This is a genomic window from Polaromonas sp. P1_F2 (genome assembly GCF_056405735.1).
In genome coordinates this window covers 424981-448131 of sequence record NZ_JBFUBN010000001.1, presented here as the reverse complement: position 1 = coordinate 448131, position 23151 = coordinate 424981, and the positions used below count along the sequence as shown (strand labels likewise).

General features: G+C 64.8%; 23 protein-coding genes and 2 tRNA genes. 15 read left to right on the top strand and 10 right to left on the bottom strand.

The features are described 5' to 3' along the window. Nucleotides 1–10: 10 nt before the first annotated feature. Genes rsfS through AC1D0O_RS02180 form a run of 6 tightly spaced genes read left to right on the top strand, consistent with a single transcriptional unit; the run spans nucleotide 11 to nucleotide 5357 of the window. Nucleotides 11–805, top strand: coding sequence for a ribosome silencing factor (gene rsfS / locus AC1D0O_RS02205; protein ID WP_477651912.1), 795 nt, complete (start codon nucleotides 11–13; stop codon nucleotides 803–805). Then, complete coding sequence (gene rlmH, locus AC1D0O_RS02200) at nucleotides 802–1269, top strand: 23S rRNA (pseudouridine(1915)-N(3))-methyltransferase RlmH (RefSeq protein WP_436154540.1); 468 nt, start codon at nucleotides 802–804, stop codon at nucleotides 1267–1269. The genes rsfS and rlmH overlap by 4 nt, the downstream gene beginning before the upstream one ends. 7 nt (nucleotides 1270–1276) lie before the next feature. After that, nucleotides 1277–1879, top strand: a complete 603-nt coding sequence (locus AC1D0O_RS02195) for a Maf family protein (RefSeq protein WP_477651911.1) — start codon at nucleotides 1277–1279, stop codon at nucleotides 1877–1879. A 31-nt stretch (nucleotides 1880–1910) separates the two neighbouring features. Then, the gene (gene rng / locus AC1D0O_RS02190; protein WP_477651910.1) at nucleotides 1911–3413 is read left to right on the top strand and encodes a ribonuclease G; all 1503 of its coding nucleotides are present in this window, start codon (nucleotides 1911–1913) and stop codon (nucleotides 3411–3413) included. A 13-nt stretch (nucleotides 3414–3426) separates the two neighbouring features. Then, nucleotides 3427–4170, top strand: coding sequence for a polysaccharide deacetylase family protein (locus tag AC1D0O_RS02185; protein WP_477651909.1), 744 nt, complete (start codon nucleotides 3427–3429; stop codon nucleotides 4168–4170). Beyond that, nucleotides 4167–5357, top strand: coding sequence for a glycosyltransferase family 4 protein (locus tag AC1D0O_RS02180; protein ID WP_477651908.1), 1191 nt, complete (start codon nucleotides 4167–4169; stop codon nucleotides 5355–5357). The genes AC1D0O_RS02185 and AC1D0O_RS02180 overlap by 4 nt, the downstream gene beginning before the upstream one ends. Nucleotides 5358–5370: 13 nt before the next feature. On the opposite strand, the gene AC1D0O_RS02175 is transcribed toward AC1D0O_RS02180, so the two are convergent. The 3 genes from AC1D0O_RS02175 to AC1D0O_RS02165 are packed head-to-tail and all read right to left on the bottom strand — an operon-like array spanning nucleotide 5371 to nucleotide 9274. Next, complete coding sequence (locus tag AC1D0O_RS02175; protein ID WP_477651907.1) at nucleotides 5371–6243, bottom strand: glycosyltransferase family protein; 873 nt, start codon at nucleotides 6241–6243, stop codon at nucleotides 5371–5373. 14 nt (nucleotides 6244–6257) lie between these two features. Next, nucleotides 6258–8030, bottom strand: a complete 1773-nt coding sequence (msbA, locus tag AC1D0O_RS02170) for a lipid A export permease/ATP-binding protein MsbA (RefSeq protein WP_477651906.1) — start codon at nucleotides 8028–8030, stop codon at nucleotides 6258–6260. Next, entirely contained in the window at nucleotides 8027–9274 is a 1248-nt protein-coding gene (locus AC1D0O_RS02165; RefSeq protein WP_477651905.1) for an O-antigen ligase family protein, read from the bottom strand. Before AC1D0O_RS02165 ends, msbA begins: the two co-directional genes overlap by 4 nt. Before the next feature lie 182 nt (nucleotides 9275–9456). Between AC1D0O_RS02165 and AC1D0O_RS02160 the strand changes: the two genes are divergently transcribed. The 9 genes from AC1D0O_RS02160 (at nucleotide 9457) to AC1D0O_RS02120 (ending at nucleotide 16004) form a co-directional block, all read left to right on the top strand. Continuing rightward, nucleotides 9457–10227 (top strand): glycosyltransferase family 2 protein, encoded by a 771-nt coding sequence (locus tag AC1D0O_RS02160; RefSeq protein WP_477651904.1) that lies wholly within the window; start codon nucleotides 9457–9459, stop codon nucleotides 10225–10227. Next, nucleotides 10224–11096: a glycosyltransferase family 2 protein gene (locus tag AC1D0O_RS02155; RefSeq protein ID WP_477651903.1), complete on the top strand. Its 873-nt coding sequence runs from the start codon at nucleotides 10224–10226 to the stop codon at nucleotides 11094–11096. The genes AC1D0O_RS02160 and AC1D0O_RS02155 overlap by 4 nt, the downstream gene beginning before the upstream one ends. Continuing rightward, nucleotides 11093–12382, top strand: coding sequence for a Tol-Pal system beta propeller repeat protein TolB (tolB, locus tag AC1D0O_RS02150; protein WP_477651902.1), 1290 nt, complete (start codon nucleotides 11093–11095; stop codon nucleotides 12380–12382). Before AC1D0O_RS02155 ends, tolB begins: the two co-directional genes overlap by 4 nt. Nucleotides 12383–12448: 66 nt before the next feature. Then, nucleotides 12449–12982: a peptidoglycan-associated lipoprotein Pal gene (pal, locus tag AC1D0O_RS02145; protein ID WP_477651901.1), complete on the top strand. Its 534-nt coding sequence runs from the start codon at nucleotides 12449–12451 to the stop codon at nucleotides 12980–12982. A 13-nt stretch (nucleotides 12983–12995) separates the two neighbouring features. Further along, a complete protein-coding gene (ybgF, locus tag AC1D0O_RS02140; RefSeq protein ID WP_477651900.1) occupies nucleotides 12996–13757 on the top strand; it encodes a tol-pal system protein YbgF in 762 nt (253 codons plus the stop codon). Nucleotides 13758–13833: 76 nt separating this feature from the next. Beyond that, entirely contained in the window at nucleotides 13834–14949 is a 1116-nt protein-coding gene (locus AC1D0O_RS02135; protein ID WP_477651899.1) for a YeeE/YedE family protein, read from the top strand. Nucleotides 14950–14971: 22 nt separating this feature from the next. Continuing rightward, nucleotides 14972–15751, top strand: a complete 780-nt coding sequence (locus tag AC1D0O_RS02130; RefSeq protein WP_477651898.1) for a tRNA threonylcarbamoyladenosine dehydratase — start codon at nucleotides 14972–14974, stop codon at nucleotides 15749–15751. 93 nt (nucleotides 15752–15844) lie between these two features. Beyond that, nucleotides 15845–15920: transfer RNA gene (locus AC1D0O_RS02125), tRNA-Lys, on the top strand. Nucleotides 15921–15928: 8 nt separating this feature from the next. Further along, nucleotides 15929–16004 (top strand) — tRNA-Lys (locus AC1D0O_RS02120). A gap of 73 nt (nucleotides 16005–16077) precedes the next feature. Here AC1D0O_RS02120 and AC1D0O_RS02115 read toward each other — a convergent pair. The 7 genes from AC1D0O_RS02115 to dapD form a co-directional block, all read right to left on the bottom strand. After that, nucleotides 16078–16581 carry a hypothetical protein gene (locus AC1D0O_RS02115; RefSeq protein ID WP_477651897.1) on the bottom strand — a complete coding sequence of 168 codons (504 nt, stop codon included), beginning with the start codon at nucleotides 16579–16581 and terminating at the stop codon, nucleotides 16078–16080. Nucleotides 16582–16598: 17 nt separating this feature from the next. Beyond that, a complete protein-coding gene (locus tag AC1D0O_RS02110; protein WP_477651896.1) occupies nucleotides 16599–16853 on the bottom strand; it encodes a GlsB/YeaQ/YmgE family stress response membrane protein in 255 nt (84 codons plus the stop codon). Between the two features lie 58 nt (nucleotides 16854–16911). Then, nucleotides 16912–18918 (bottom strand): ABC-F family ATP-binding cassette domain-containing protein, encoded by a 2007-nt coding sequence (locus tag AC1D0O_RS02105; protein ID WP_477651895.1) that lies wholly within the window; start codon nucleotides 18916–18918, stop codon nucleotides 16912–16914. Nucleotides 18919–19015: 97 nt separating this feature from the next. Continuing rightward, nucleotides 19016–19909, bottom strand: a complete 894-nt coding sequence (gene prmB / locus AC1D0O_RS02100; protein WP_477651894.1) for a 50S ribosomal protein L3 N(5)-glutamine methyltransferase — start codon at nucleotides 19907–19909, stop codon at nucleotides 19016–19018. Continuing rightward, the gene (gene dapE, locus AC1D0O_RS02095; RefSeq protein ID WP_477651893.1) at nucleotides 19906–21069 is read right to left on the bottom strand and encodes a succinyl-diaminopimelate desuccinylase; all 1164 of its coding nucleotides are present in this window, start codon (nucleotides 21067–21069) and stop codon (nucleotides 19906–19908) included. The genes prmB and dapE overlap by 4 nt, the downstream gene beginning before the upstream one ends. Nucleotides 21070–21124: 55 nt before the next feature. Continuing rightward, nucleotides 21125–22270 (bottom strand): PilT/PilU family type 4a pilus ATPase, encoded by a 1146-nt coding sequence (locus AC1D0O_RS02090; protein ID WP_477651892.1) that lies wholly within the window; start codon nucleotides 22268–22270, stop codon nucleotides 21125–21127. Between the two features lie 52 nt (nucleotides 22271–22322). Continuing rightward, the gene (gene dapD / locus AC1D0O_RS02085) at nucleotides 22323–23150 is read right to left on the bottom strand and encodes a 2,3,4,5-tetrahydropyridine-2,6-dicarboxylate N-succinyltransferase (protein WP_477651891.1); all 828 of its coding nucleotides are present in this window, start codon (nucleotides 23148–23150) and stop codon (nucleotides 22323–22325) included. Nucleotide 23151 lies beyond the last annotated feature (1 nt).

Sequence of the window (23151 nt, the reverse complement as noted above, 5' to 3'; positions counted from 1 at the left end):
ACAACACTGCATGACCTCCACCACCGCCAAAACCTCCGCCGCCGCCGATAAAAAGGATGTGCAGAAATTGCAGCGCGCCATCATTGATGGCCTGGAGGACGTCAAGGCGCAGGACATCCAGGTTTTCGACACCGAACACATCACCTCGCTGTTTGAGCGCGTGATCATCGCCTCGGGCAGCTCCAACCGCCAGACCAAGGCGCTGGCCGCCAGCGTGCGGGATGCGGTGCGCGACGCCGGCTTCGCCAAGCCGCGCATCGAGGGCGAAGACAACGGGGAATGGATCATCGTTGACTGCGGCGCCGCGGTGGCACACATCATGCAGCCGACCATTCGCCAGTACTACCACCTCGAAGAGCTCTGGGGCGACAAGCCCATCAAGCAGAAACTCGGTGCGCCCGCGCCGCTGGTGAAGGCCTCCAAACCCGACGCCGAACCCGCGGCCAAGCCCAAGGCAGCCCGCGCCGGCGCTAAAACCGCCGCCAAACCAGGCGCAAAGACGGCTGCCAAATCGGCGGCAAAAGCACCAGCCAAGGCGCCCGCCAAGGCCCCTGACTCCAGCTATGTGGGCCGCGTCGGCAAGACCAACGACTGGACCGCCAAACGCAACGCGACCGCGACAGCGGCCGAACCCGCCGCCAAGCCGGCGCGCGCCGGAGCCAAGCCGGCCAAGCCCGCCGTGAAGACGCCCATCGTCAAGGTGCCGGCACCCAAAAAGGTTGTCGCCCGGAAAACGGCCGTGGCCGCCGCCAAGACCACGGCGAAGAAACCCGCCCCCAGGAAAACCGCTTCCCGGAGCAAATGAGGCTGACGATCGTAGCCGTCGGCCAGAAGGTGCCCGACTGGGCGCAGACGGCCTACGACGACTACGCCAAACGCTTTCCGCCCGAACTCAAGGTCGAGCTCAAGGCCGTCAAGACCGAGCCGCGCGCCTCCAAGACCCTGGAAAACCTGCTGTCCGCCGAGCGCGGGCGCATAGAAGCCAGCATCGCGCGCGGCACCCGTGTCGTGGCGCTCGATGAACGCGGCACGGCCGTGACCACCGTGGCCTTGGCCGAAAGGCTTAAAGCCTGGCAGCTGTCCGGCGACGACGTGGCCATCGTGATAGGCGGGCCCGACGGGCTGGACGCCGGCTTCAAGCAGGCCGCGCACGAGCGCCTGCGCCTCTCGGACCTGACCTTGCCGCATGCCATGGTGCGTGTGCTGCTCATTGAACAGCTCTACCGCGCCTGGAGCATCACGATTAACCATCCTTACCATCGCGAATAGTCCGTCCATGGCTGACTTTATCTACCTGGCCTCGCAAAGCCCCAGGCGGCGGCAGCTGCTGGAGCAGCTCGGCGTACGCCACGAACTGCTGCTGCCGGACGCTGAAGAAGACGCCGAGTCGCTGGAAGCAGTGCTCAGGAACGAGGCCCCCGCCACCTACGTCCAGCGCGTCACGGGCCTCAAGCTTGACGCGGCGGTTGCCCGCCTGAAGCGGCGCAAGCTGCCGCCGGCGCCCATACTCTGCTCGGACACCACGGTGGCCATGGGACGCGTGATTTACGGCAAGCCGGACGACGCGAAAGACGCTGCCCGCATGCTGCGCGAGTTGTCGGGCGGTACGCACCGGGTATTGACGGCCGTGGCGGTGCAGGCCTGGCGCCGCCGTTTTGAGGCGCTCAGCAATTCGCGCGTGAGTTTTGACGAACTGACGCCGGCCGAGATCCGCAGCTACGTCGCCAGCGGCGAGCCCATGGGCAAGGCCGGCGCTTATGCGGTGCAGGGCAGGGTGGCCATGCACATCAGCCGGATAGACGGCAGCTACAGTGGCATCATGGGGCTCCCGCTGAGGGAAACGGCGCTTTTGCTGAAAGCCGCCGGCATTCGCCTCTAGCCTTCGAATCCCACACTTTTTCAGGACCCCCATGCAACAAGACATCCTGATCAACTGGTCGCCGCAGGAAACCCGGGTGGCGGTGGTCGAGCACGGCGCGGTGCAGGAGCTTCACGTCGAACGTACGCTGGAACGCGGCCTGGTCGGCAATGTCTACCTGGGCAAAGTGGCCCGGGTGCTGCCCGGCATGCAGTCGGCTTTTATCGACATCGGCCTGGACCGCGCGGCCTTCCTGCACGTGGCCGATTTGATGAGCAGCATCAGCAGCCGCCATGCCGACAGCGATGCCCAGGCCGCAGCCGGCGGCCTCACGGCGCCGGCCATGGCCTCGCTGCAGCCGATCGAAAAACAGCTGTTCGAAGGCCAGGCGGTGATGGTGCAGGTCCTCAAGGACCCCATAGGCACCAAGGGCGCGCGCCTGACGGCGCAGATCAGCATCGCCGGCCGCCTGCTGGTCTTCCTGCCGCAGGACAACCACATCGGCGTCTCGCAGAAAATACCGCCCCGGCAACGCGAGGAGCTGCGCCAGCGCGTGCAGGCCCTGGCCGGCGACATGGGCGGCGGTTTCATCCTGCGCACCAACGGCGAGGACGCGACGGATGCCGAGCTGGCCGAGGACATCACCTACCTGCGCAAGACCTGGGCGCGCATCAAGGACGCCTCGCTGCGCCTGCCGCCGGCCTCGGTGCTGCACCAGGACCTGAACCTGCTGCAGCGCGTGCTGCGCGACCTGGTGGTGGAGGACACGCAGACCATACGCATAGATTCGCGCGAGCAGTTCGAAAAGCTCAAGACTTTCGCCATGGAGTTCATGCCGGCCACCGTGCAGAAGCTGCAGCACTACGGCGGCGAGCGGCCCATCTTCGACCTCTTCAACATCGACGAGGAGATCGCCAAGGCCCTGGGCCGGCGCGTGGACTTGAAGTCGGGCGGCTACCTGATCATCGACCAGACCGAGGCGTTGACCACGGTGGACGTCAACACTGGCGGTTTTGTCGGCGCGCGCAATTTCGACGACACCATCTTCAAGACCAATCTGGAGGCCTCGCAGGCCATCGCGCGCCAGCTGCGCCTGCGCAACCTGGGCGGCATCGTGATCGTCGACTTCATCGACATGATCCGGGAAAACCACCGCGACGCGGTGCTGGCCGAATTCCAGAAGCAGCTCGCGCGCGACCGCATCAAGACCACGGTCAACGGCTTTTCCGCGCTGGGCCTGCTGGAGATGACACGCAAGCGCACGCGCGAATCGCTGGCCCACCAGCTCTGCGAACCCTGCAGTGCCTGCATGGGCAAGGGCGTGGTCAAGACCGCGCGCAGCGTGACCTACGACATCCTGCGCGAGATTCTGCGCGAGGCGCGCCAGTTCAACCCGCGCGAATTCCGCGTGGTGGCCTCACCCAAGGTGATAGAACTCTTTCTCGACGAGGAAAGCCAGCACCTGGCCAGCCTCAGCGATTTCATCCGCAAGCCGATTTCCCTGCAGGCCGAAGCCGCGATGGCGCAGGAGCAATACGACATCGTGCTGCTGTGAACCCTTTCCGTCCATGCCGACCCTGAACCGCCAACCCATCCCCATCCTGGTCTACCACCAGATCGCCGAGGCTCCGCCCAAGGGCAGCAGCCCGTTTCGCGGGCTCTACGTGTCGCCCGCGGCTTTCGCGCGGCAAATGGCCTGGCTCAAGCGCCTGGGCTACACCGGCCTCTCGATGAGCGGCCTGATGCCTTACTTGCGCGGCGAGTTGAGCGGCAAGGTCGTGGGCATCACCTTTGACGACGGCTACCGCAACAACCTGAGCCATGCCCTGCCTGTGCTGGTGAAACAGGGTTTCTCGTCGACCTGCTATGCGGTCAGCGGCTTGCTCGGGAAGACCAACATCTGGGACGAGGGCATCGGCATCCCGCAGACGCCGCTGATGGACGAGGGCGAGATCCGCCAATGGGTGGCGGGTGGGCAGGAGATAGGCTCGCACACCCACAGCCACGCCAACCTGATGGAAACCGACGAGTCGGGCTGCGTCGAGGAAATGGTGCGGGGCAAAACCGGGCTGGAGTCCGTCACGGGCGGGCCGGTCGGGCATTTCTGCTATCCCTACGGCCATTTCGAGTCCCGGCATGTCGAGATGGCGAGGACGCTGGGTTTTGCCACCGCCACCACCACCCAGCGCAGCCGCTGCCATGAGGGCATGGACCTGCTGCAGCTGCCGCGGGTGCCGGTGCTGCGCTCGACCACCTTGCCGGTGTTCTGGCTCAAGGTTGCCACCGCTTACGAAGACCGCCGGAAAAAATGAGCCAGCCCACGCCTTTAGCCGCTGGGCCCCGGACACTCCGCATCGCCGTTTTCAACCGGACTTTCTCTCCGACCGGTGGCGGCGCTGAGCGTTATTCCATAGCCCTGGTCGAGCAGCTCGCGGCCCGGCACGAGGTGCATGTGTTCGCGCAGCAGATCGACCACCAATGGCCGGGCGTGATTTATCACAAGGTTTCGGCCCCGCTGCGCAAGCCGCGCTGGATCAACCAGCTGTGGTTCGCCACGGCCACCTGGTGGGCGACACGCCGCGGCTTTGACGTGGTGCATTCGCATGAGAACACCTGGCACGGCGAGGTGCAGACGGTGCACGTGCTGCCGGTCAAGCACAGCCTGTTCCAGGGACGCCAAGGCTTGCGGCGTGCCCTGCGCTGGATCAAGGTCGTGACCAGCCCGCGCCTGCTGGCCTACCTGGGCCTGGAGCGCGCACGCTATGCCGCCAGCCCGGGCCGACAGGTGGTGGTGACCTCGGAAAGCCTGCGACCCATCATGGAGGCTGCCTACCCGGGCTGCCGCGACGCGATTTCCGTCATCACGCCAGGCATCAACATGCCCAGCTTGCCGGTGAACAGCGACCGCAAGCGCGAGGCAAGGGCCGGGCTGGGTTTGCCGGCGCAAGGCACTTGTTTGTTATTTGTCGGCAATGATTACCGCAAGAAGGGCCTGCAGGCCTTGCTGCAAGCCACGACCCAGTTGCCGGATGACGTGGTGCTGGCCGTGGTGGGCAACCCGGCCCACATTGCCGAGTTCCGGGCGCTGGCCGGTGCGCTCAAACTGGGCGACAGGGTGTTTTTCCTGGGTGCGCTCAAGGACGTGAGCCCGGCCTATGAAGCCGCCGACATCCTGGTGCATCCCACCTTCGAGGACACCTTTGCGATGGTGGTGCTGGAGGCCATGGCCCACGGCCTGCCGGTGGTGGTCAGCGGGCCGAAGTACTGCGGCATTGCCGGGCTGCTGGCGCAGGGTGCCAATGCGCTGCTGCTGGATGATCCCCGGGATGCGGGCGAGCTGGCGCGGGTCTTGGGGGATTTGCTGGGCCAACCAGCGCTGCGGGAAACGCTGTCAGAGGGTGCGGCGGCGTTTGCGGCGCACTACCAGTGGCGTGAAATCGCACTGCAGCAGGAAGCGCTGTATTTTTCAGCCGTCGCGGCGAAGGACGCGCCGCTCTGAACCGTGCCCGGCTTCAGGCCACCAGCTTGAAGTGCTTGCGGCTGAAGTCCAGCCCGGTCAATGTCTCCACCTGCCGCATGAAGTGGTATTTGTTTTCCTTGGGCGTGGGCTTGTAGGCCGGGTCTAGGTTCAGGACCGGCTCGGCCTCGGTGGCCAGCCATTGCCGCACCGCCTCGGGGTGCGTGCCGGTGAAGGGGGCGAGGGCGCGGCGGTCGAACTGGCTGTAGGTGATCTGCGCGGCCTGGGCTTCGCCCCAGTACTTGCTGACCTGGTCCAGCTTCTTCTGCATTTCCTCGTTGCGGCGTATCCAGCCGTAGTGGTAGATGTGCGCGTTGGCCAGCGCGGCCTGGGGATTGCGGCCGCGCTTGTGCTGGGTGGTGACCAGCCAGTACTGGCCGTCGGGCGCGTAGCTGCGTATGGTGTTGCGGATCAGCCGGCATTCGCGGCGGTACCAGCCGGGGCTGATGGAGATCCAGTCGGGTGAGCCGTAAAAATGCAGGTAGTCAAAGACCAGCGCCTCGACGGCCGGGTTGTTGTGGTGGCGCTCGACGCTGGCGCGTATGGCGGCGAGCTCGCCCTCATGCACGACTTCGTCGCCTTCGAGGTAGAAGGCCCAGTCGCCGGTGCACGAATACTGCGCGATCATTTTTTGCTGGGCGTAGACAAAACCGCGGTCAGCCATGCGCTCGTTCCACAGGGTTTCGATGATGCGGATCTTCGGGTCGTTGATGGCTTTCACGCGCTCCAGCGTGTCGTCCTCGCCCTTGCCCACGGCCACGACAAATTCATCGACCAAGGGCAGCAGGGAGCGGATGGAGGCCTCAAACGGAAAGCCCAGGCCCACGCCGTTGCGAATAAAGGTAAAGCCGCTGATGGAAACTGGCATCGGGAAATGACTTTCTAGGCTGCGCCCTGGAAGCCCAGGCGGTAGAGGTGGGCGTAAGCGCCGTTGTTCTGGAGCAGCGCCGCGTGGCTTCCCTGCTCGACGATGCGGCCGGCGTTCATCATGATGATGCGGTCGGCATGCTGGATGGTGGACAGCCGATGGGCGATGATCAGCGAGGTGCGGCCCGCGGCCAGCCGCTGTATGGCTTCCTGCACGGCTTTTTCCGATTCCGTGTCCAGGGCCGAGGTGGCTTCGTCGAGGATGAGCACCGGCGCGTCCTTGTACAGCGCCCGGGCAATCGCCAGCCGCTGGCGCTGGCCGCCGGACAGCTGCATGGCGTTGTGGCCCAGCACGGTGTCTATGCCTTGCGGCAGTTCCTCGAGCAGCTGGCCCAGGTTGGCGGCGGCCAGGCAGCGCACGACCTTGTCCCTGTCGAAGGACTGGCCCAGCGCGACGTTGAAGGCCATGCTGTTGTTGAACATCACGACGTGCTGGCTCACGAAGGCGAACTGCGAGCGCAGCGAAGCCAGGTCCCAGTCCCGCAGCTCGGTGCCGTCCAGCCGTATGGCGCCGGCGCTGTAATCGACAAAGCGCGGCAGCAGGCTGGCCAGCGTGGTCTTGCCGGAGCCGGAAGAGCCGACCAGGGCCACGGTTTCACCGGCGCGTATCGCCAGGCTGATGCCGTCCAGCGCCGGCGGCGCATCCGGTTTGTAGACCACGCTGACGCCGGAAAACTCAATGTCGCCGGCCACCCTGGCCTTGTTGACGCTGCCGCTGCTTTCGTCCTCGATGAGATCGACCAGGTCCAGCCCGCGTTCGAGCGCCGCCAGCCCGCGCGTGATCGGCGTGGCGCCGTCAGACAGGCTTTTGATGGGCGCGATCAGCAGCAGCATGGCCGTCACGAAGGCCACGAAACCTCCTACCGTGGTGGTGTTTTCGGAGCCCTGGAGCAGGGCGATGGAAATCACGGCCGACAAGGCCATGGCGGCCAGCACCTGGGTGATGGCGCTCATGCCGGCATAGGCGACGGTGGACTTGATGGACAGCCGGCGCAGCGTGTTGCTCAGCGCCTCGAAGCGCGACGCCTGGCCGGCCTGCGCGCCGTGCAGGCGCACGTCGCGGTGGGCCAGCACGTTTTCTTCGACGACGTAGGCCAGGTTGTCGGTGGCGACCTGGCTTTCGCGGGTCAAGCGGTACAGCCGCCGCGTCAGCAGCTGGATCACCAGCGCGACCGCCGGGAACAGCAGCGAGACGATCAGCATCAGCTTCCAGTTGAGGAACAGCAGGTAGGCCACCAGCGCCGCCAGCGTGAGGACGTCGCGCGCCAGCTTCATGACCGCGTTGATCATCATCGAGGAGCCGTTGAAGACCTCGTAGACCACGGTGTTGGCGATGGCGCTGGAGGACTGGTCCGCGAACAGCGACAGGCGCGAGCTCAGCAGCTTGCCGAACATCGCCCGGCGCAGCGACTGCAGGCCCTCGTTGGTGACCTTGGCCAGGGCGTACTGCGCCACGAAGCCGGAGATGCCGCGCACGGCGAACAGCAGGATCAGCGTGACCGGCACCAGCCAGAGGTCCAGCGCGCCTTTCTGGAAGCCGCGGTCCAGCAGGGGCTTGAGCAGGGCCGGCACGAAAGGCTCGGTGACCGAAGCGACGATGGTCGCGCCCACGGCCAGCGCCCAGCCGGTGCGCGAGCCGCTGAAGTAGGGCCAGACCCGCGCGAGGCGGCGCCACAGGCTCTGCCTCGGGGCCGTGGCGGCGGTAGCGGTGTCGGCGGAGGCGCTCACGTTGCGCGTTCGGGTGAGGGCGGGCCGGCGGGTTTGCTCAAGCCCAATGCCAGCAGCAGGCCGATCAGGACGCAGAAGAAGTCCCCGATCAGGCCGTCATAGAGGCTGGAATTGAACAGGCAGGCGACAGCCAGCGCCAGCAAGGCGGACTGCGCGGCCCGGGCGTAGGGCGTTTCCATTTTCAAGGTGTCGCGCAGCACGGAGAGCATGAAGGCGGCGATCAGCAGCAGGCCGGGAATGCCGAGCTGCACACCCCACAGCAGGTACTCCTGGTGCGGGTTGCCGTTGGGCTCTATGTCTTTATGCGCCGGGTTTTTCTGGTGTTCGATCCGGTTGTATTCAGTGCTCCAGCTGCCGATGCCCGCGCCGGCAAGCGGCTTTTGGGCGGTGAGCTGGGCGGCCGTTCGCCAGAAAGTCAGCCGGACACCCGATGAGGTGTTGGTGTCCCGCTGCGGCGAATAGGCTTGCACTTCGGTCTTGAGCAAGGTCAGCCTTTCCCGCATCGTCGGCGAACTCACAAACAGCGCCAGCACCAGCAGGAAGGGCAGCGCGACCGCGGCGATGCGGTACTTTTTGGGAAGCTGCCACATGATGGCCAGCGACAACAGGGCGACGCCGACCACCTGGCCGCTGCGGCCGGCCAGCACGAAGAACACGTTGGCCAGGGAGGCCACGGCCACCACGGCGGCCACGTGCGGGCCGTAGCGGCCGGGCACCAGGCTCCGCAAATGCCAGCATACCGCGGCGAAGACGGCGCTCATGATGCCCTGGTCGAGATAGCCGGAAAAGACCGTGTAGTGGCTCAGGGTGGTGCGGGAGCTTGCCCAGGCGACGGGCAAGTGGGCAAAAAGCAGCCATGAACTGGCGACCACCAGCACTTGCGAAAACGCAAACGCGCCCAGGGCATACATAGCCTCGCGGCGCTCCCGGATCAGGCCCATCATCACGATGATGATGAGGAGCTTGCCGTATTTGGCGAGCGAGCCCAATGCCTCTCCTTGCGGCGCGGCGGTCCAGGCCAGGCTCAGCGCAAAGGCCAGCAGCGCCGCGAGCACCGCCCACGGCGTCCAGGTTTTTGTCAGGGAGGCGCCATTTTTGGGCAGGTTCCTGGCGAGCAAGGGGACAGCCAGGACGCAGCCGAGCAGAAACAGCTTGGCGATGCTGATGATGGCGATTGACAACCCCACGGAGGCCGCCGCCAGGCAGATGACGGCAAGCCGGAAATTGATTGTCTTGATTCGCAAAATGGTCGTGGGGGTTGCCTGATGGATGCCGCATTATCGGCGATTCCACTTGCCGTCCGGAGGCCGGGCGGTGGGGAGGGCTCTGCTATGCTGTCGGCGCATGGAGAGGGCCTGTTTCACTGGCAAAATCCTGTGCCGGCGTCCTGCGCTGGCGCTTCTCCCACCTCATCGAAAAGGCACCGTTGGCAAGCTTGTCCGTCACCGTCATCACCCACAACGAGGCCCACAACATAGCGGCCTGCCTTCGTTCCGTGAGCTTCGCGGACCAGGTCGTGGTGCTTGATTCCGGCAGCACCGACGACACCGTGGAGATCGCCCGTTCCCTGGGCGCCGAGGTCAGCACCAGCCCCGACTGGCAGGGCTTCGGCATCCAGAAGAACCGCGCCCTGGCGCTGGCCACTTCGGACTGGGTGCTCTCGCTCGATGCCGACGAGCGGGTGACGCCCGAGTTGCAAGTGGAAATCCTGGCTTGCCTGAAGGCGCCGGCCTTCGACGTGTATTGCTTTCCCCGGCTCTCGAGCTATTGCGGGCAGTACATGCGCCATTCGGGCTGGTACCCCGACCGGGTCACCCGTTTGTTCCGCAGCGCCGCGGCGCGCTTCAGCGAGGACCTGGTACACGAAAAAATCCTGGCCCAGGGGCCGATAGGCCAGCTGCGCTCGCAGCTGCTGCATGAGAGTTTCCGCAACTTCGAGGCGGTGCTGGACAAGGCCAACCGTTATTCCACGGCGGGCGCGCAAAGCCTGCTGGGCAAAGGCCGGTCGGCCTCGGTCGGCAAGGCCATAGGGCACGGCCTGTGGGCCTTCATACGCACCTATGTCCTGCGCCTGGGTTTCCTCGACGGCAGGATGGGCCTGGTGCTGGCGATCTCGAACGCCGAAGGCACCTATTACCGTTATCTCAAGCTCTGGCTGCTGCGGCGCGAGGCCAAGGGAGCGTCGGACGCCCCATGAAGATCAGCTTCATCGTCCTGACCTACAACCGCACGGATGCCTTGCTGGCCGTGCTGCGTTCGCTGGCCGCGCAGTGCGGTGAAGGCCATGAGGTGCTGGTGGCCGACGATGGCTCGCGGCCCGAGCAGGTGCAGATGCTGCTCGACCAGTGCCCGGCGTTCAGGTGCCCGGCGCGCCACATCTGGCATCCCGATGTGGGCTTTACGGCGGCGCGGGCTCGCAACCTGGGTGCCAGCCAGGCGACGGGCGACTACCTGGTGTTCCTCGACGGGGACTGCGTGCCCAACAAGGCTTTTGTGGCGCAGCACACGCGGTTGGCCGAAAAAGGCTGTTTCCTGAACGGGAGCCGGGTGCTTATCAGCGAACGTCTGACAGAACGTGTAGTCAATGGCGCTATCGACCTGCCCAGTCGTCCTGTATGGTTCTGGCTGGGTGCGCGGCTCAGGGGGGACAGCAACAAATTATTGCACCTGCTCCCCTGGCCGCGGCGTTTATTCAGGGTAAAACAAGGCTTTCACTGGCATGGCATACGCAGCTGCAACTTTGGTGTCTGGCGCGCGGACTTTGCCGATGTCAATGGATTTGACGAAACCTTCCAGGGATGGGGGCATGAAGATGCCGACCTCGTGCTCAGGCTCCACCACCTGGGCGTCCACCGGAAAAACGGTTTCATGGGCACCGAAGTTTTCCACCTCTGGCACCGCGAGAACCCGCGCGACCAGGAATCCATCAACAAAAAAAGGGTGCTTGAACGCATGAAAACCGATGTGGTCATGGCCGAAAGAGGGCTTCGTGAACTTGAGCCTTCCTCTGCCCTTGCTTCCACCGTCAAAATAACCTCCCTGCACGGATCCCAATCTCCCCTATGAGCATTGCACCTTTTCTACGCCGCCGTACCCTCGTCAGCCTGCTGGCGGCCAGCGCTTTCCCTGTCTTGCCGGCTTTCGCGCAGTTTCGCGTCGAGGTGTCCGGCGTCGGCCTGACCCAGCTGCCCATCGCCGTTGCCGCGTTTCGCGGCGATGCGCAGGCGCCGCAGAAAATCGGCGCCATCGTGCGGGCCGACCTCGAACGCAGCGGCATGTTCCGCCCGGTCGACACCACCGGCGTCACTGCCGATGAAAACACCCGTCCTGACCTGGGCGCCTGGCGGCAAAAGGGCGCGGATTCCATGGTCACGGGCAGCGTGACGCTGCTGGCCGACGGCCGCTACGATGTGCGCCTGCGCCTCTGGGACATCGTGCGCGGGCAAGACCTGGGCGGGCAGAGCTACACCGTGGGCCCGGCCGACCTGCGGCTGTCGGCCCACCGCATTTCCGATTTCGTCTATGAAAAACTGACCGGCGAAAAGGGCATTTTTTCGACGCGCATCGCTTATGTGACCAAGGCGGCCCAGAAGTACAACCTCTGGGTGGCCGACTCCGACGGTGAGGGCGCGCAGTCGGCCCTGACCAGCCCGGAGCCCATCATTTCTCCGGCCTGGTCGCCCAACGGCTCGCAACTGGCTTATGTGTCCTTTGAATCCCGCAAGCCGGTGATCTACGCGCACGACGTGGCCAGCGGCAAGCGGCGCCTGCTGGCGAACTTCCGCGGCTCCAACAGCGCACCGGCCTGGTCGCCGGACGGCAAGCAGCTCGTGGCGACGCTGAGCCGCGACGGCGGCTCCCAGCTTTATGCGATCGGCCTCAATGGCGGCGAGCCGAAACGGCTGACCCAGTCTTCCAGCATCGACACCGAACCGGCGTTCTCGCCCGATGGCCGCTACATCTACTTCGTGAGCGATCGCGGCGGCGCGCCGCAGATCTACCGCATGAGCCCGGGCGGCGGCAATGCCGAACGCGTCACCTTCACCGGGGGCTACAACATTTCTCCCGCGATCAGCCCCGACGGGCGCTGGCTGGCCTATGTCTCCCGGGTGGGCGGCGCCTTCAAGTTGCACGTCATGGAACTTGCCACCGGGACGGTCACTCCAATCACCGAAACCACGGCCGACGAGAGCCCGAGCTTCGCGCCCAACAGCCGCCTGATCGTCTACGCTACCCAGCAGCAGGGCAGGGAAGCGCTGATGACCACCACGCTGGACGGCAAGATCAAGGCGAAGCTGTCCGGCGCCAGCGGCGATATTCGCGAGCCCGACTGGGGCCCTTTCCAGCGCTGATCGGCAGCGGTCTTTTTTTCAATCGTCAACCCGGCCCATTTTTTTTATTTTTTGCAGAGGTACTCCATGAAACGCACCGTTTTTTCCATCATCTCCTCTCTGATCCTGGCGGCCACGCTGACCGCTTGCGGCTCCAACGTCAAGCTCAATGACGTTCCCGTCGAAGACCGCACCGGCCAGGCCACGCAGGGCGACCCGTCGGGCGCCACAGGCCGGGGCGTCGCGCCCGTAGAGATCCAGGGAGCCGATGCATCGCTCCAGGGCCCGGCCAATGTGGCCAAGATCATCTACTTTGACTTCGACAGCTATGTGGTCAAGCCCGAGTTCCAGGGCACGATCGAAGCCCATGCCAAGTTCCTGACCGCCAACAAAGCCCGCAAGATGAACATCGAAGGCCATACCGACGAGCGCGGCGGCCGCGAGTACAACCTGGCCCTGGGCCAGCGCCGCGCCGAAGCCGTTCGCCGCGCGCTGGGCCTGCTGGGCGTGTCGGATGCGCAGGTCGAGGCCGTGAGCTTCGGCAAGGAAAAACCCGCGGTTCCCGGCTCCGACGAGGAAGCCATGGCGAAGAACCGCCGCGCTGAACTGAACTACCGTTAAGCCGGATACCGACGTGAAGACGTTCCGGATCGCCGCGGCCCTCGCGGCCGGCCTGTTCGCGTTCAATGCGCACGCGGGCCTGTTTGAAGACGACGAGGCTCGCCGGGCGATCCTCGATTTGCGCCAGAAGGTCGACGCGGCACAAACCCGCACGGCCGAAGAGTTGCGCAGGACCACCGAAGACAATGCCCAGTTGCGCCGCAGCCTGCTGGACCTGTCCAACCAGATCGAGGCCTTGCGCAACGAGCTGGCCACCATGCGCGGGCAGAACGAAAATCTCACGCGTAATGTGGCCGAGATGCAGCGCACCCAGAAGGACCTGACGACGGGCGTGGATGAGCGCCTGCGCAAGTTCGAGCCCGGCAAGGTCAACGTGGACGGCAAGGAGTTTGTCGCCGAGCCCGCCGAAAGGCAGGAGTTCGAAACCGCGCTGGCCACGCTTCGCAAGGGCGACTTCGCGGGCGCGCAGACCGGCTTCCTGGCCTTCCTGAAGCGCTATCCGCAAACCGGTTACCGGGCTTCGTCCCTGTTCTGGCTGGGCAATGCGCAGTACGCCTTGCGCAATTACCGTGATGCGGTGACCAATTTCCGCTCGCTGGTGACGGCCGAGCCCGACCATATGCGCGCGCCGGAAGCGATGCTCTCGATGGCCAACTGCCAGGTGGAACTCAAGGACGCCAAGTCGGCCCGCAAGACGCTGGAAGACCTGGTCAAGGCCTATCCCCAGGCCGAGGCGGCTTCGGTCGCCAAGGAACGGCTGGCCAAGCTGAAGTAGGCCGCCTCGGGCAGGCTATGCGGCCTGCGGGGGTATCGAGCCATTCTCCCGGAGCATTCGCCCCTAAAATCGGGCGATGGACATCTCCGCACTCAACAGTCTCACGGCCCAGGTTCTCTGGGCCGGTTTTATTCTGGCCATGGTTTTTGGCGCGATTGCCCAGCGCACGCACTTTTGCACCATGGGCGCCGTCAGCGACATCGTGAACATGGGCGACTGGACCCGCATGCGCATGTGGGGCATGGCCATAGGCGTGGCCATGCTGGGCTTCTTCACCATGGCCGCGGCCGGCGTCATTGATCCCGCCAAGACGCTGTATGCCTCCAACCGTTTTATCTGGCTCTCGGCCCTGGTGGGCGGCGCGCTGTTCGGCTTCGGCATGGTATTGGCCTCGGGCTGCGGCAGCAAGACGCTGGTGCGCATAGGCGGCGGCAGCCTCAAGTCGGTCGTGGTGTTTGCCGTGATGGGCATCGCCGCCTTCGCCACGCTCAAGGGCATCACCGCCGTGGTCCGCGTGGCCACCGTCGACAAGGTGGCGCTGGATTTCACCGCCAACGCGAGCCTGCCCAACTGGGTGGCCGGTGCCATCGGCATCACGCCGGCCGCCGCCGGCATCGGCCTGGCCATCCTTATCGGTCTGGGCCTGATCGTCTGGGCGCTGTTCGGGGAGGAGTTCCGCCGCTTCGACAACCTGCTGGCCGGCCTGGGCATAGGCGGCGTCATTGCGGCCATGTGGTGGGTCAGCGGGCATCTCGGTCATGTGGCCGAACATCCGGAGACGCTACAGGAAGCCTTCCTCGCCACCAACTCGGGCCGGGCAGAGGCGCTGAGTTTTGTCTCGCCCGTGGCTTACACGGTGGACTGGCTGATGTTCTTCAGCGACAAGAGCAAGGTGCTCACGCTGGGCATCGTGTCGGTGTTCGGTGTGGTGGCCGGCTCGGCCGTCTACGCCTTGCTGTCGCGCAATTTCCGCTGGGAAGGTTTTCGTGACGCTGAAGACACCGCCAACCACCTGGTGGGCGCCACGCTGATGGGCGTGGGCGGCGTCTGCGCCATGGGCTGCACCGTGGGGCAGGGCCTGTCCGGCATCTCGACCCTGAGCCTCACCAGCTTTGTGGCGCTCGCGGCCATCCTCGCGGGCTGCGTGGCGGGATTGAAATACCAGATCTGGCGGCTTGAGCGCTCGGCCTGAGGCGCGCATCCGTTCACAGTCCATGACCTCTATCCTTGAAGACCTCCCCGCCGACCTGGAACGCCGTTTCGGCGGCCTGGCGCGCCTCTACGGCGCGGCGGGCGCCCAGCGTATACGCGAGGCGCACATCGCGGTCGTTGGCCTGGGCGGCGTAGGCTCCTGGGCGGCCGAAGCCGCGGCGCGCAGTGGCGTGGCCCGGCTGACCTTGATAGACCTCGACCACATCGCTGAATCCAACATCAACCGCCAGGTCCACGCGCTGGACAGCACCCTGGGCCAGGCCAAGGTGCAGGCCATGCGCGAGCGCATCGCGCAAATCCATCCGGGCTGCCGCGTGGACGGCATTGAAGAGTTTGTCGATGCCGCCAACTGGCCCGGCATCCTGGGCCTGGAAGGCGGCTTTGACCGCAAGCAGCTGGCCGTGATCGACGCCTGTGACCAGGTGAAAGCCAAAACCGCCATGGCAGCCTGGGCGATTGCCAACAAAGTAAACCTGGTCAGCGTGGGCGCGGCGGGCGGCAAGCGGCTGGCGCACCGCGTCGACATCGACGACCTGTCCCTGGTCACGCACGACCCCTTGCTGGCGCAGCTTCGCTACCGCTTGCGCAAGGAACACGGCGCAGCACGCAAGGGCAAGATCGGCGTGGCCTGTGTGTTCAGCCGCGAGGCCGTGCTGCAGCCCGCCGCCGCGGCCCAAAGCGACGGCAGCCTGAACTGCCACGGTTATGGGTCGGTCGTGAGCGTAACGTCCACCTTCGGCCTGTGCGCGGCAGGCTGGGCACTCGACAAAATTGCCGCCTGAGTTTTTGCGGGGCGCTGAAAAACCACGCTATAATTCAAGGCTTTGCTGCCCTCGAAGCAGTAAAAACCGGGATGTATCGCGAGATACCTTCTTGGGACCATAGCTCAGTTGGTAGAGCAGCGGACTTTTAATCCGTTTGTCGTGGGTTCGACCCCCGCTGGTCCCACCAGAATTTCCGGGTTCTTAGCTCAGTTGGTAGAGCAGCGGACTCTTAATCCGTAGGTCGACAGTTCGAATCTGTCAGAACCCACCAGCCCTTTAAAGGACTTGGCCGAAAGGCCAAGTCCTTTTGTTTTTGGGGCGTGGGAAAATCGCAGAGCCATCCATCAGGCCGAATACCCCAGCGCCGGCATATCCAGCTGCGCCTGCCTTGCCACCCGTATGCAGTCCTTCATGTGCTCTTCGCCGAAGTAGCGGATGGCCGCGTAACCGACGGCGGCCGCGACGGCCTGGCCTGCCAGTGGCACGTACTTGGCGGCCTGCTTGGCCGTCAGGCGCACGCCTATCTTGGTGGCGGCCTTGATGACCAGGTCGCGGCTGATGAATTTGCCGATCAGCACCGAACCCACCAGGGTCACGGCTTTTTGCACCTGGTCGCGTTTGTTGGGCTCCAACTGGTCGAGCTGCTGCGGCGTGAGGCCGAATTCCTTGTTGATCTCGGGAATGAGCCTGGACAGCATGGCCGCGTCCACCATCCAGTCGAGGCCGGGGACGGGCATGGCGCTGGCCGCGGCCGCGACCATGGCACGCCGGTTGAGCAGCTTGCGGCTGCGTTTGACGGCGGCCGCGAGGGCTGCGTCGCCGGACGCCATTTGCAGGGCGGTGGGCATGGCGTGCAGTGCGGCGGCTAGCCGCGCTTTTTGGTGAGCAGGCCGTAGATCAGCAGGAGGACGATGGCGCCAACGACGGAGGCAATCCAGCCCACGGCATCGCCTTCCTTGTAAAAACCGGTGGCGATGCCCGCGTACTTGGCCGCGAAGGCACCGGCGACGCCCAGCAGAACAGTCATGATGAAGCCCATGCTGTCGTTGCCCGGCTTGAGGGCACGGGCAATCAGGCCGACGATCAAACCGACAACAATGGTTCCGAGTATGGATAGCATGCTGCGAACTCCCTGTCAGTGAGGTGGTGAGGGACCGGATTGGCCCACCCAGCTCACTTTATACCGCAGCGGTCTCGATCTGCTCGGTCAGCTCCAGCCACCGTTCTTCCAGCATGCCTATTTCGCCCTCGATGGCCTTGAGGCGCTTGCCGGCCTGGGCCAGTTCCGCTGGTGCGGTCGTGGTGCCCAACAGGGCCTGCAGGCTGGCCTGCTCGGTGCTGAGGGCCTTCATGCGCAGGTCGATTTTCTCGATTTCCTTGCGCAGCGGCTTGGTGGCCTCGGCCTGCTGCTGGCGGCGCTGCGCGTCGAGCTTGCGCTGCTCGGGCGTCTCGCGCGGCACGGGCTTCTTTTCTTCCACAGCCGCGGCCGGTGCGGCTGCCTTGGCGGCCGGGGCCGCGCCGCCGGCCTTCTTGGCTTCTTCGCGCTGGCGTTTGGCGTGGTCAAGGAGGTATTTCTGGTAGTCGTCAAGGTCGCCATCAAAGGGAGCGACACCGCCTTGCGACACCATCCAGAATTCGTCGCAGACGGCGCGCAGCAAGGCGCGGTCATGGCTGACCAGCATCACCGTGCCTTCAAACTCGTTGAGCGCCATGGACAGCGCCTCGCGCGTGGCGAGGTCCAGGTGGTTGGTCGGCTCGTCGAGCAGCAGCAGGTTGGGGCGCTGCCAGACGATCATGCACAGCACCAGGCGGGCTTTTTCGCCGCCGCTCATGCTGCCCACGGCCTGCTTGACCATGTCGCCGCCGAAATTGAAATTACCCAGGAAGCTGCGTAAGTCTTGCTCGCGCGTGGGCTGGTTGCCCATCTTGCCGGCAGCAGTGACCTCCTTGACCAGTCGGATCATGTGCTCCAGCGGGTTGTCGGCAGGGCGCAGCACATCCAGTTCCTGCTGGGCGAAGTAGCCGATGTTCAGGCCTTTGCCCTCAATCATCTCGCCTTCGATGGGAGCGAGCGCACGGGCGACGGTTTTTACCAGCGTGGATTTGCCCTGGCCATTTGCGCCCAGGATGCCGATGCGCTGGCCGGCCAGCACCGATTTGCTGACGTTTTGCACAATGACGGTAGGCGGCGTGCCCTCAGGTGCGCCCTCGGGCGGCGGGTAGCCGAAGTAGGCGTTCTGCATCGACAGCATGGGGTTGGGCAAGTTGGCCGGTTCCTTGAACTCGAAGGTGAAGTCGGCTTCGGCCAGCAGCGGCGCGATTTTCTCCATGCGGTCCAGCGCCTTGACGCGGCTTTGCGCCTGCTTGGCCTTGCTGGCCTTGGCCTTGAAGCGCGCGATGAACTTCTGCAGGTGGGCGATTTTGTCCTGCTGCTTGGAAAACGCAGTCTGCTGCAGCGCCATCTGCTCGGAGCGCAGGTCTTCAAATTTACTGTAGTTGCCGCCGTAGCGGGTCAGCTTGGCGCTTTCGATGTGCACCGTCACGTCGGTCACGGCGTCCAGGAATTCACGATCATGGCTGATGACCAGCATGGTGCCCTGGTAACGTTTGAGCCAGGCTTCCAGCCAGACCAGTGCGTCCAAATCCAAATGGTTGGTGGGTTCGTCGAGCAGCAGTAAATCGGAAGGGCACATCAGCGCGCGCGCCAGCTGCAGGCGCATGCGCCAGCCGCCGGAGAAGCTGTTGACCGGGTTGTCCAGTTCGCTGACCTTGAAGCCCAGACCCAGGATAAGCGCCTGTGCGCGCGCCTGCGAGTCATGCGCGCCAGAGTCATACAACTCCATATAGGCGTGCGCCATGCGGTCGCCGTCGCCGCTTTCTTCAGCGGCTGTCACCTCGGCTTGCGCGGCCATCAGCACTACGTCGCCTTCGATCACATAGTCGGTGGCACTTTGCTCGGTTTCGGGCATGTCCTGTGCCACCTGCGCCATGCGCCACTGTGTGGGAATGGAAAATTCGCCGCCGTCCTCATGCAGTGTTCCGTTGAGCATGGCAAACAGCGAGGACTTGCCCGCGCCGTTGCGGCCCACCAGGCCGATTTTTTCGCCGGGGTTGAGGGTGACGGACGCGCTGTCCAGAATCACTTTGGCGCCGCGGCGCAGCACGACGTTTTTGAGGGTAATCATTGAATTGGAAACTTCAGGAAAATTAATCGGGCGGCGAGGGTGTTGCACGGCTTGCCATGCAAGCGCCGCGCCAGTCACCAGGCAAAGAGCCTGGGCATCAAGCCAGTTGTTCGCGCGTCAGCAGCAAGACCTGGTCGGCACCCGAGCTGGTTTCGAACCACAGCGGTTCAAGCATCGGGAAGGCGCGCTCGAAATTCTCGCGCTCATTGCCGATTTCCAGCACCAGGACCGCATTTTCGCTCATATGGCGCGCTGCGTTTTGAAGAAGGCCTCGAATAAAGTCCATGCCGTCGGCGCCGCCGGCCAGCGCCAGGCCCGGTTCCGCGCGGAATTCAGGGGGCAGGGCGGCCATGCTGGCCGCGTTGACATAGGGCGGATTGCACAAGATCAGGTCGTACTCGCCCGCGCAGGCGGCCAGGCCGTCGGACTCAAGCAGCGTGATGCGGCTGTCCAGGTGGTGGCGATCCACGTTGATGCGGGCCACCGCCAGCGCGTCCAGGCTGATGTCGGCGGCTTCTACCACGACGTCGGGATAGGTGATGGCGGCCAGCACGGCCAGGCTGCCGTTGCCGGTGCACAGGTCAAGCACACGATGCGTATGTTCGCCCAGCCAGGGGTCTATGCTGGCGTCGGCCAGCAGTTCGGCGATCAGGGAGCGCGGGATGATCACGCGCTCGTCGACGTAAAAGGGCAGGCCCATCAGCCAGGCTTCGTTCGTGAGGTAGGCAGCGGGTTTTCGGGTGCTGATGCGCGCGTCCAGCAGCGCGGCGACATGGGCTTCTTCTTCAGGGGTCACCGCCCGGGTCTCCACCGAATCAAGGTCGTCCAGCGGCAGGCCCAGCTTCCAGAGCACCAGCCAGGCGGCCTCGTCAAAGGCGTTGGTCGTACCCTGGCCGAAGCCATCGGCAAAACTCAGGCCCGCTGCGTCCAGCCTGGCCGCCATCTGCTCGACCAGCGCCAGCACCGTCAGGGGTGTCGCGGTTTGGGTCATGCCGCGGCCAGCCGTTCCAGCACGCCCTTGTAGATGTTCTTGAGCGGGGCTAGCGAGCTCACGGGCACATGCTCGTTGATTTTGTGGATGGTGGCGTTGAGGGGGCCGAACTCGATGACCTGCGGGCAGATCTTGGCGATGAAACGGCCGTCGCTGGTGCCGCCGGTGGTGGAGAGTTCGGTCTGCAGCCCGGTTTCGGCCTCGATGGCACCGCGCACCGCGTCGACCAGCGTGCCGGGTGTGGTCAAAAAGGGCAGGCCGCCCAGCGTCCATTTGAGGTCGTAATCGAGCTGGTGCCGGCTTAGCAAGGCCTGCACGCGCTGTTGCAGGCTTTCAGGGGTGGACTCGGTGCAGAAGCGGAAGTTGAAATCCACCACCAGGTCGCCCGGAATCACGTTGGATGCGCCGGTGCCGCCATGGATGTTGGACACCTGCCAGCTGGTGGCGGGAAAGAAGGCATTGCCTGCGTCCCACTGGGTGGCCACCAGCTCGGCCAGCGCCGGCGCGAACAGGTGGATGGGGTTTCTGGCCAGGTGCGGATAGGCGATATGGCCTTGCACACCCTTGACGGTGAGCTTGCCGCTAAGGGTGCCGCGTCGCCCGTTCTTGATCATGTCGCCCACCTGGGCGACGGAGGTGGGTTCGCCCACGATGCAATAGTCCAGTACCTCGCCGCGCGCCTTGAGCTGCTCGCAGACCATGACCGTACCGTCGACCGCCGGGCCTTCCTCGTCGCTGGTGACCAGGAAGGCGACGGACAGGGCCGGGTCGGGATCGGCGGCCAGGAATTCCTCGACCGCCACCACCATGGCCGCGATGGAGGTTTTCATGTCGGCGGCGCCGCGGCCGTAGAGCATGCCGTCGCGGTGGCTGGGTGTGAAGGGATGGCTCAGCCATTGGTCCAGCGGGCCGGTGGGCACGACGTCGGTGTGGCCGGCGAACACCAGGGTTTTGGCCGGCGCCGCAGGGCCGGAGGCCTTGCCTGCGCGCTTGGCCCAGAGATTGGTCACGCGAAAACTCTCGGGGCCGCTGACAATGGTTTCGCACTGGAAGCCCAGAGGCGCCAGGCGTTCAATCAGCAAGGCCTGGCAGCCGGCGTCGTCGGGCGTGACGGAAGGGCGGGCAATCAGTTGCTCGGCGAGGTGCAGGGTTCGGGACATGGTCGTTCAGTCGCGTTCGAGTCGGCCCGAAGAGACGAGCGCCGTCGTGTTTTTTCTAGTGCTTCACGTCCAGCGTGATTTCGGTGAAGGACGGTTCGTCATCCGGATCTTCCTCGGGCTCCAGCATCTTGGCCTTGACGGCAAAGTCATTCTCGAGGCGCCACATCAGGTTGGTCGGCGAGTCGGCGTACAGGATGCCTTCCTTGCGCGTGACGGTGCCGTCCACGATCAGTTTGGCGATGTCCTGCTCGAAGGTCTGGGAGCCCTCGGCCATGGATTTTTCCATGGCTTCCTTGACGCCGGAGAAGTCGCCTTTTTCAATCAGTTCGGCGATCAGCTTGGTGTTGAGCATGACCTCCACCGCCGGCGTGCGGCCGCCGTCCTGCGTGCGCAGCAGGCGCTGCGACACGATGGCCTTGAGGGCCGCGGCCAGGTCGCCCAGCATGGTGCTGCGCACCTCGACCGGGTAAAAGCTCAGGATACGGTTGAGCGCCTGGTAGCTGTTGTTGGCGTGCATGGTGGCCAGGCACAGGTGGCCCGACTGCGCATAGGCAATGGCGGCAGACATGGTTTCGCGGTCGCGGATTTCACCGATCAGGATCACGTCGGGCGCCTGGCGCAGCGCATTTTTTAGCGCCACCTGCAGGGATTGCGTGTCGCTGCCGACTTCGCGCTGGTTGACCACCGACTTCTTGTTGGTGAACAGGAACTCGACCGGGTCCTCGATCGTGAGAATGTGGCCCAGCGAGATCTCGTTGCGGCGGTCCATCATCGCGGCCAGCGTGGTGCTCTTGCCGGCGCCGGTGGAGCCCACCATCAGCAGCAGCCCGCGCTTTTCCATGATCAGGTCGGCCAGGATGGGCGGCACGTTCAGGCTGTCGAGCGGCGGAATTTCCGTGGGGATGAAGCGGATCACCGCGGCATAGGTGCTGCGCTGGCGGAAGGCGCTGATCCGGAAATTGCCCAGGCCGGCGATGGGCAGCGCCATGTTGAGCTCGCCGATTTCCTCCATCTCCTCGATGCGCTCGGGCGGCAGCACCTCGGCCAGCAGGTTTCGCGGCGCGTCCGGCGGCAGGATTTGCGCATTGATGGGAATGGCCTGGCCGTTGATCTTGATCAGGGCGGGCGAATGGGCCGACAGGTAAACGTCCGACGCTTTTTTGTCCGCCATCAAGCGAAGGATTCTTTCCATCGTGCTCATAGTCCGCTCCCATGCAATTCAATATGTGTCATCAAGCCCAAAGACCCGTGTTTCAGTCCCTGAGCAAATCGTTCAGGCTCGTCGTGGAACGGGTTTTCGCGTCCACGCGCTTGACGATCACCGCGCAGTACATGCTGTACTTGCCGCCGGCCTTGGGCAGGTTACCCGAGACCACCACGGAACCCGCGGGGATGCGGCCGTAGGAGACCGTGTCGGCTTCGCGGTCGTAAATCGGCGTGCTCTGGCCGATGTAGACGCCCATGGAGATGACCGAGTTTTCTTCGACGATCACGCCTTCGACGACTTCGGAGCGCGCGCCTATGAAGCAGTTGTCTTCAATGATGGTGGGGTTGGCCTGCAGGGGTTCGAGCACGCCGCCCAGGCCCACGCCGCCGGAGAGGTGGACGTTGTTGCCGACCTGCGCGCAGCTGCCCACGGTGGCCCAGGTGTCGACCATGGTGCCTTCGCCGACCCAGGCGCCGATGTTGACGTAGCTGGGCATCAGGATCGCGCCCTTGGCGATGTAGCTGCCGCGGCGCGCCACGGCGGGAGGCACCACGCGCACGCCGGTGGCGCGCATTTCGGCTTCGCTCAGGTGGGCGAACTTGGTGGGCACCTTGTCGAAAAAGCCCAGGTCGCCGGCGCGCATCAGTTCGTTGTCCTTCAGGCGAAAGCTCAGCAGCACGGCCTTCTTGATCCACTGGTGGGTGGTCCACTGGCCCACGCCTTCGCGGGTGGCCACACGCAGCTTGCCGCTGTTGAGCTGGGCGATGGTGTGCTCGACGGCGTCCAGCACTTCCTTGGGAGCCGACTGGGGCGAGAGGTTCGCGCGATTTTCCCAGGCCGCGTCAATGGTGCTTTGCAGGTTGTCTTGTGTCATG

Excerpts from the sequence above, each read along its gene's own strand:
- rsfS (WP_477651912.1), top strand. The coding sequence starts at position 11 with ATGACCTCCACCACCGCCAAAACCTCCGCCGCCGCCGATAAAAAGGAT.
- rlmH (WP_436154540.1), top strand. The coding sequence starts at position 802 with ATGAGGCTGACGATCGTAGCCGTCGGCCAGAAGGTGCCCGACTGGGCG.
- AC1D0O_RS02195 (WP_477651911.1), top strand. The coding sequence starts at position 1,277 with ATGGCTGACTTTATCTACCTGGCCTCGCAAAGCCCCAGGCGGCGGCAG.
- rng (WP_477651910.1), top strand. The coding sequence starts at position 1,911 with ATGCAACAAGACATCCTGATCAACTGGTCGCCGCAGGAAACCCGGGTG.
- AC1D0O_RS02185 (WP_477651909.1), top strand. The coding sequence starts at position 3,427 with ATGCCGACCCTGAACCGCCAACCCATCCCCATCCTGGTCTACCACCAG.
- AC1D0O_RS02180 (WP_477651908.1), top strand. The coding sequence starts at position 4,167 with ATGAGCCAGCCCACGCCTTTAGCCGCTGGGCCCCGGACACTCCGCATC.
- AC1D0O_RS02175 (WP_477651907.1), bottom strand. The coding sequence starts at position 6,243 with ATGCCAGTTTCCATCAGCGGCTTTACCTTTATTCGCAACGGCGTGGGC.
- AC1D0O_RS02155 (WP_477651903.1), top strand. The coding sequence starts at position 10,224 with ATGAAGATCAGCTTCATCGTCCTGACCTACAACCGCACGGATGCCTTG.
- tolB (WP_477651902.1), top strand. The coding sequence starts at position 11,093 with ATGAGCATTGCACCTTTTCTACGCCGCCGTACCCTCGTCAGCCTGCTG.
- pal (WP_477651901.1), top strand. The coding sequence starts at position 12,449 with ATGAAACGCACCGTTTTTTCCATCATCTCCTCTCTGATCCTGGCGGCC.
- AC1D0O_RS02135 (WP_477651899.1), top strand. The coding sequence starts at position 13,834 with ATGGACATCTCCGCACTCAACAGTCTCACGGCCCAGGTTCTCTGGGCC.
- AC1D0O_RS02130 (WP_477651898.1), top strand. The coding sequence starts at position 14,972 with ATGACCTCTATCCTTGAAGACCTCCCCGCCGACCTGGAACGCCGTTTC.
- AC1D0O_RS02115 (WP_477651897.1), bottom strand. The coding sequence starts at position 16,581 with ATGCCCACCGCCCTGCAAATGGCGTCCGGCGACGCAGCCCTCGCGGCC.
- AC1D0O_RS02110 (WP_477651896.1), bottom strand. The coding sequence starts at position 16,853 with ATGCTATCCATACTCGGAACCATTGTTGTCGGTTTGATCGTCGGCCTG.
- AC1D0O_RS02105 (WP_477651895.1), bottom strand. The coding sequence starts at position 18,918 with ATGATTACCCTCAAAAACGTCGTGCTGCGCCGCGGCGCCAAAGTGATT.
- prmB (WP_477651894.1), bottom strand. The coding sequence starts at position 19,909 with ATGACCCAAACCGCGACACCCCTGACGGTGCTGGCGCTGGTCGAGCAG.
- dapE (WP_477651893.1), bottom strand. The coding sequence starts at position 21,069 with ATGTCCCGAACCCTGCACCTCGCCGAGCAACTGATTGCCCGCCCTTCC.
- AC1D0O_RS02090 (WP_477651892.1), bottom strand. The coding sequence starts at position 22,270 with ATGAGCACGATGGAAAGAATCCTTCGCTTGATGGCGGACAAAAAAGCG.
- dapD (WP_477651891.1), bottom strand. The coding sequence starts at position 23,150 with ATGACACAAGACAACCTGCAAAGCACCATTGACGCGGCCTGGGAAAAT.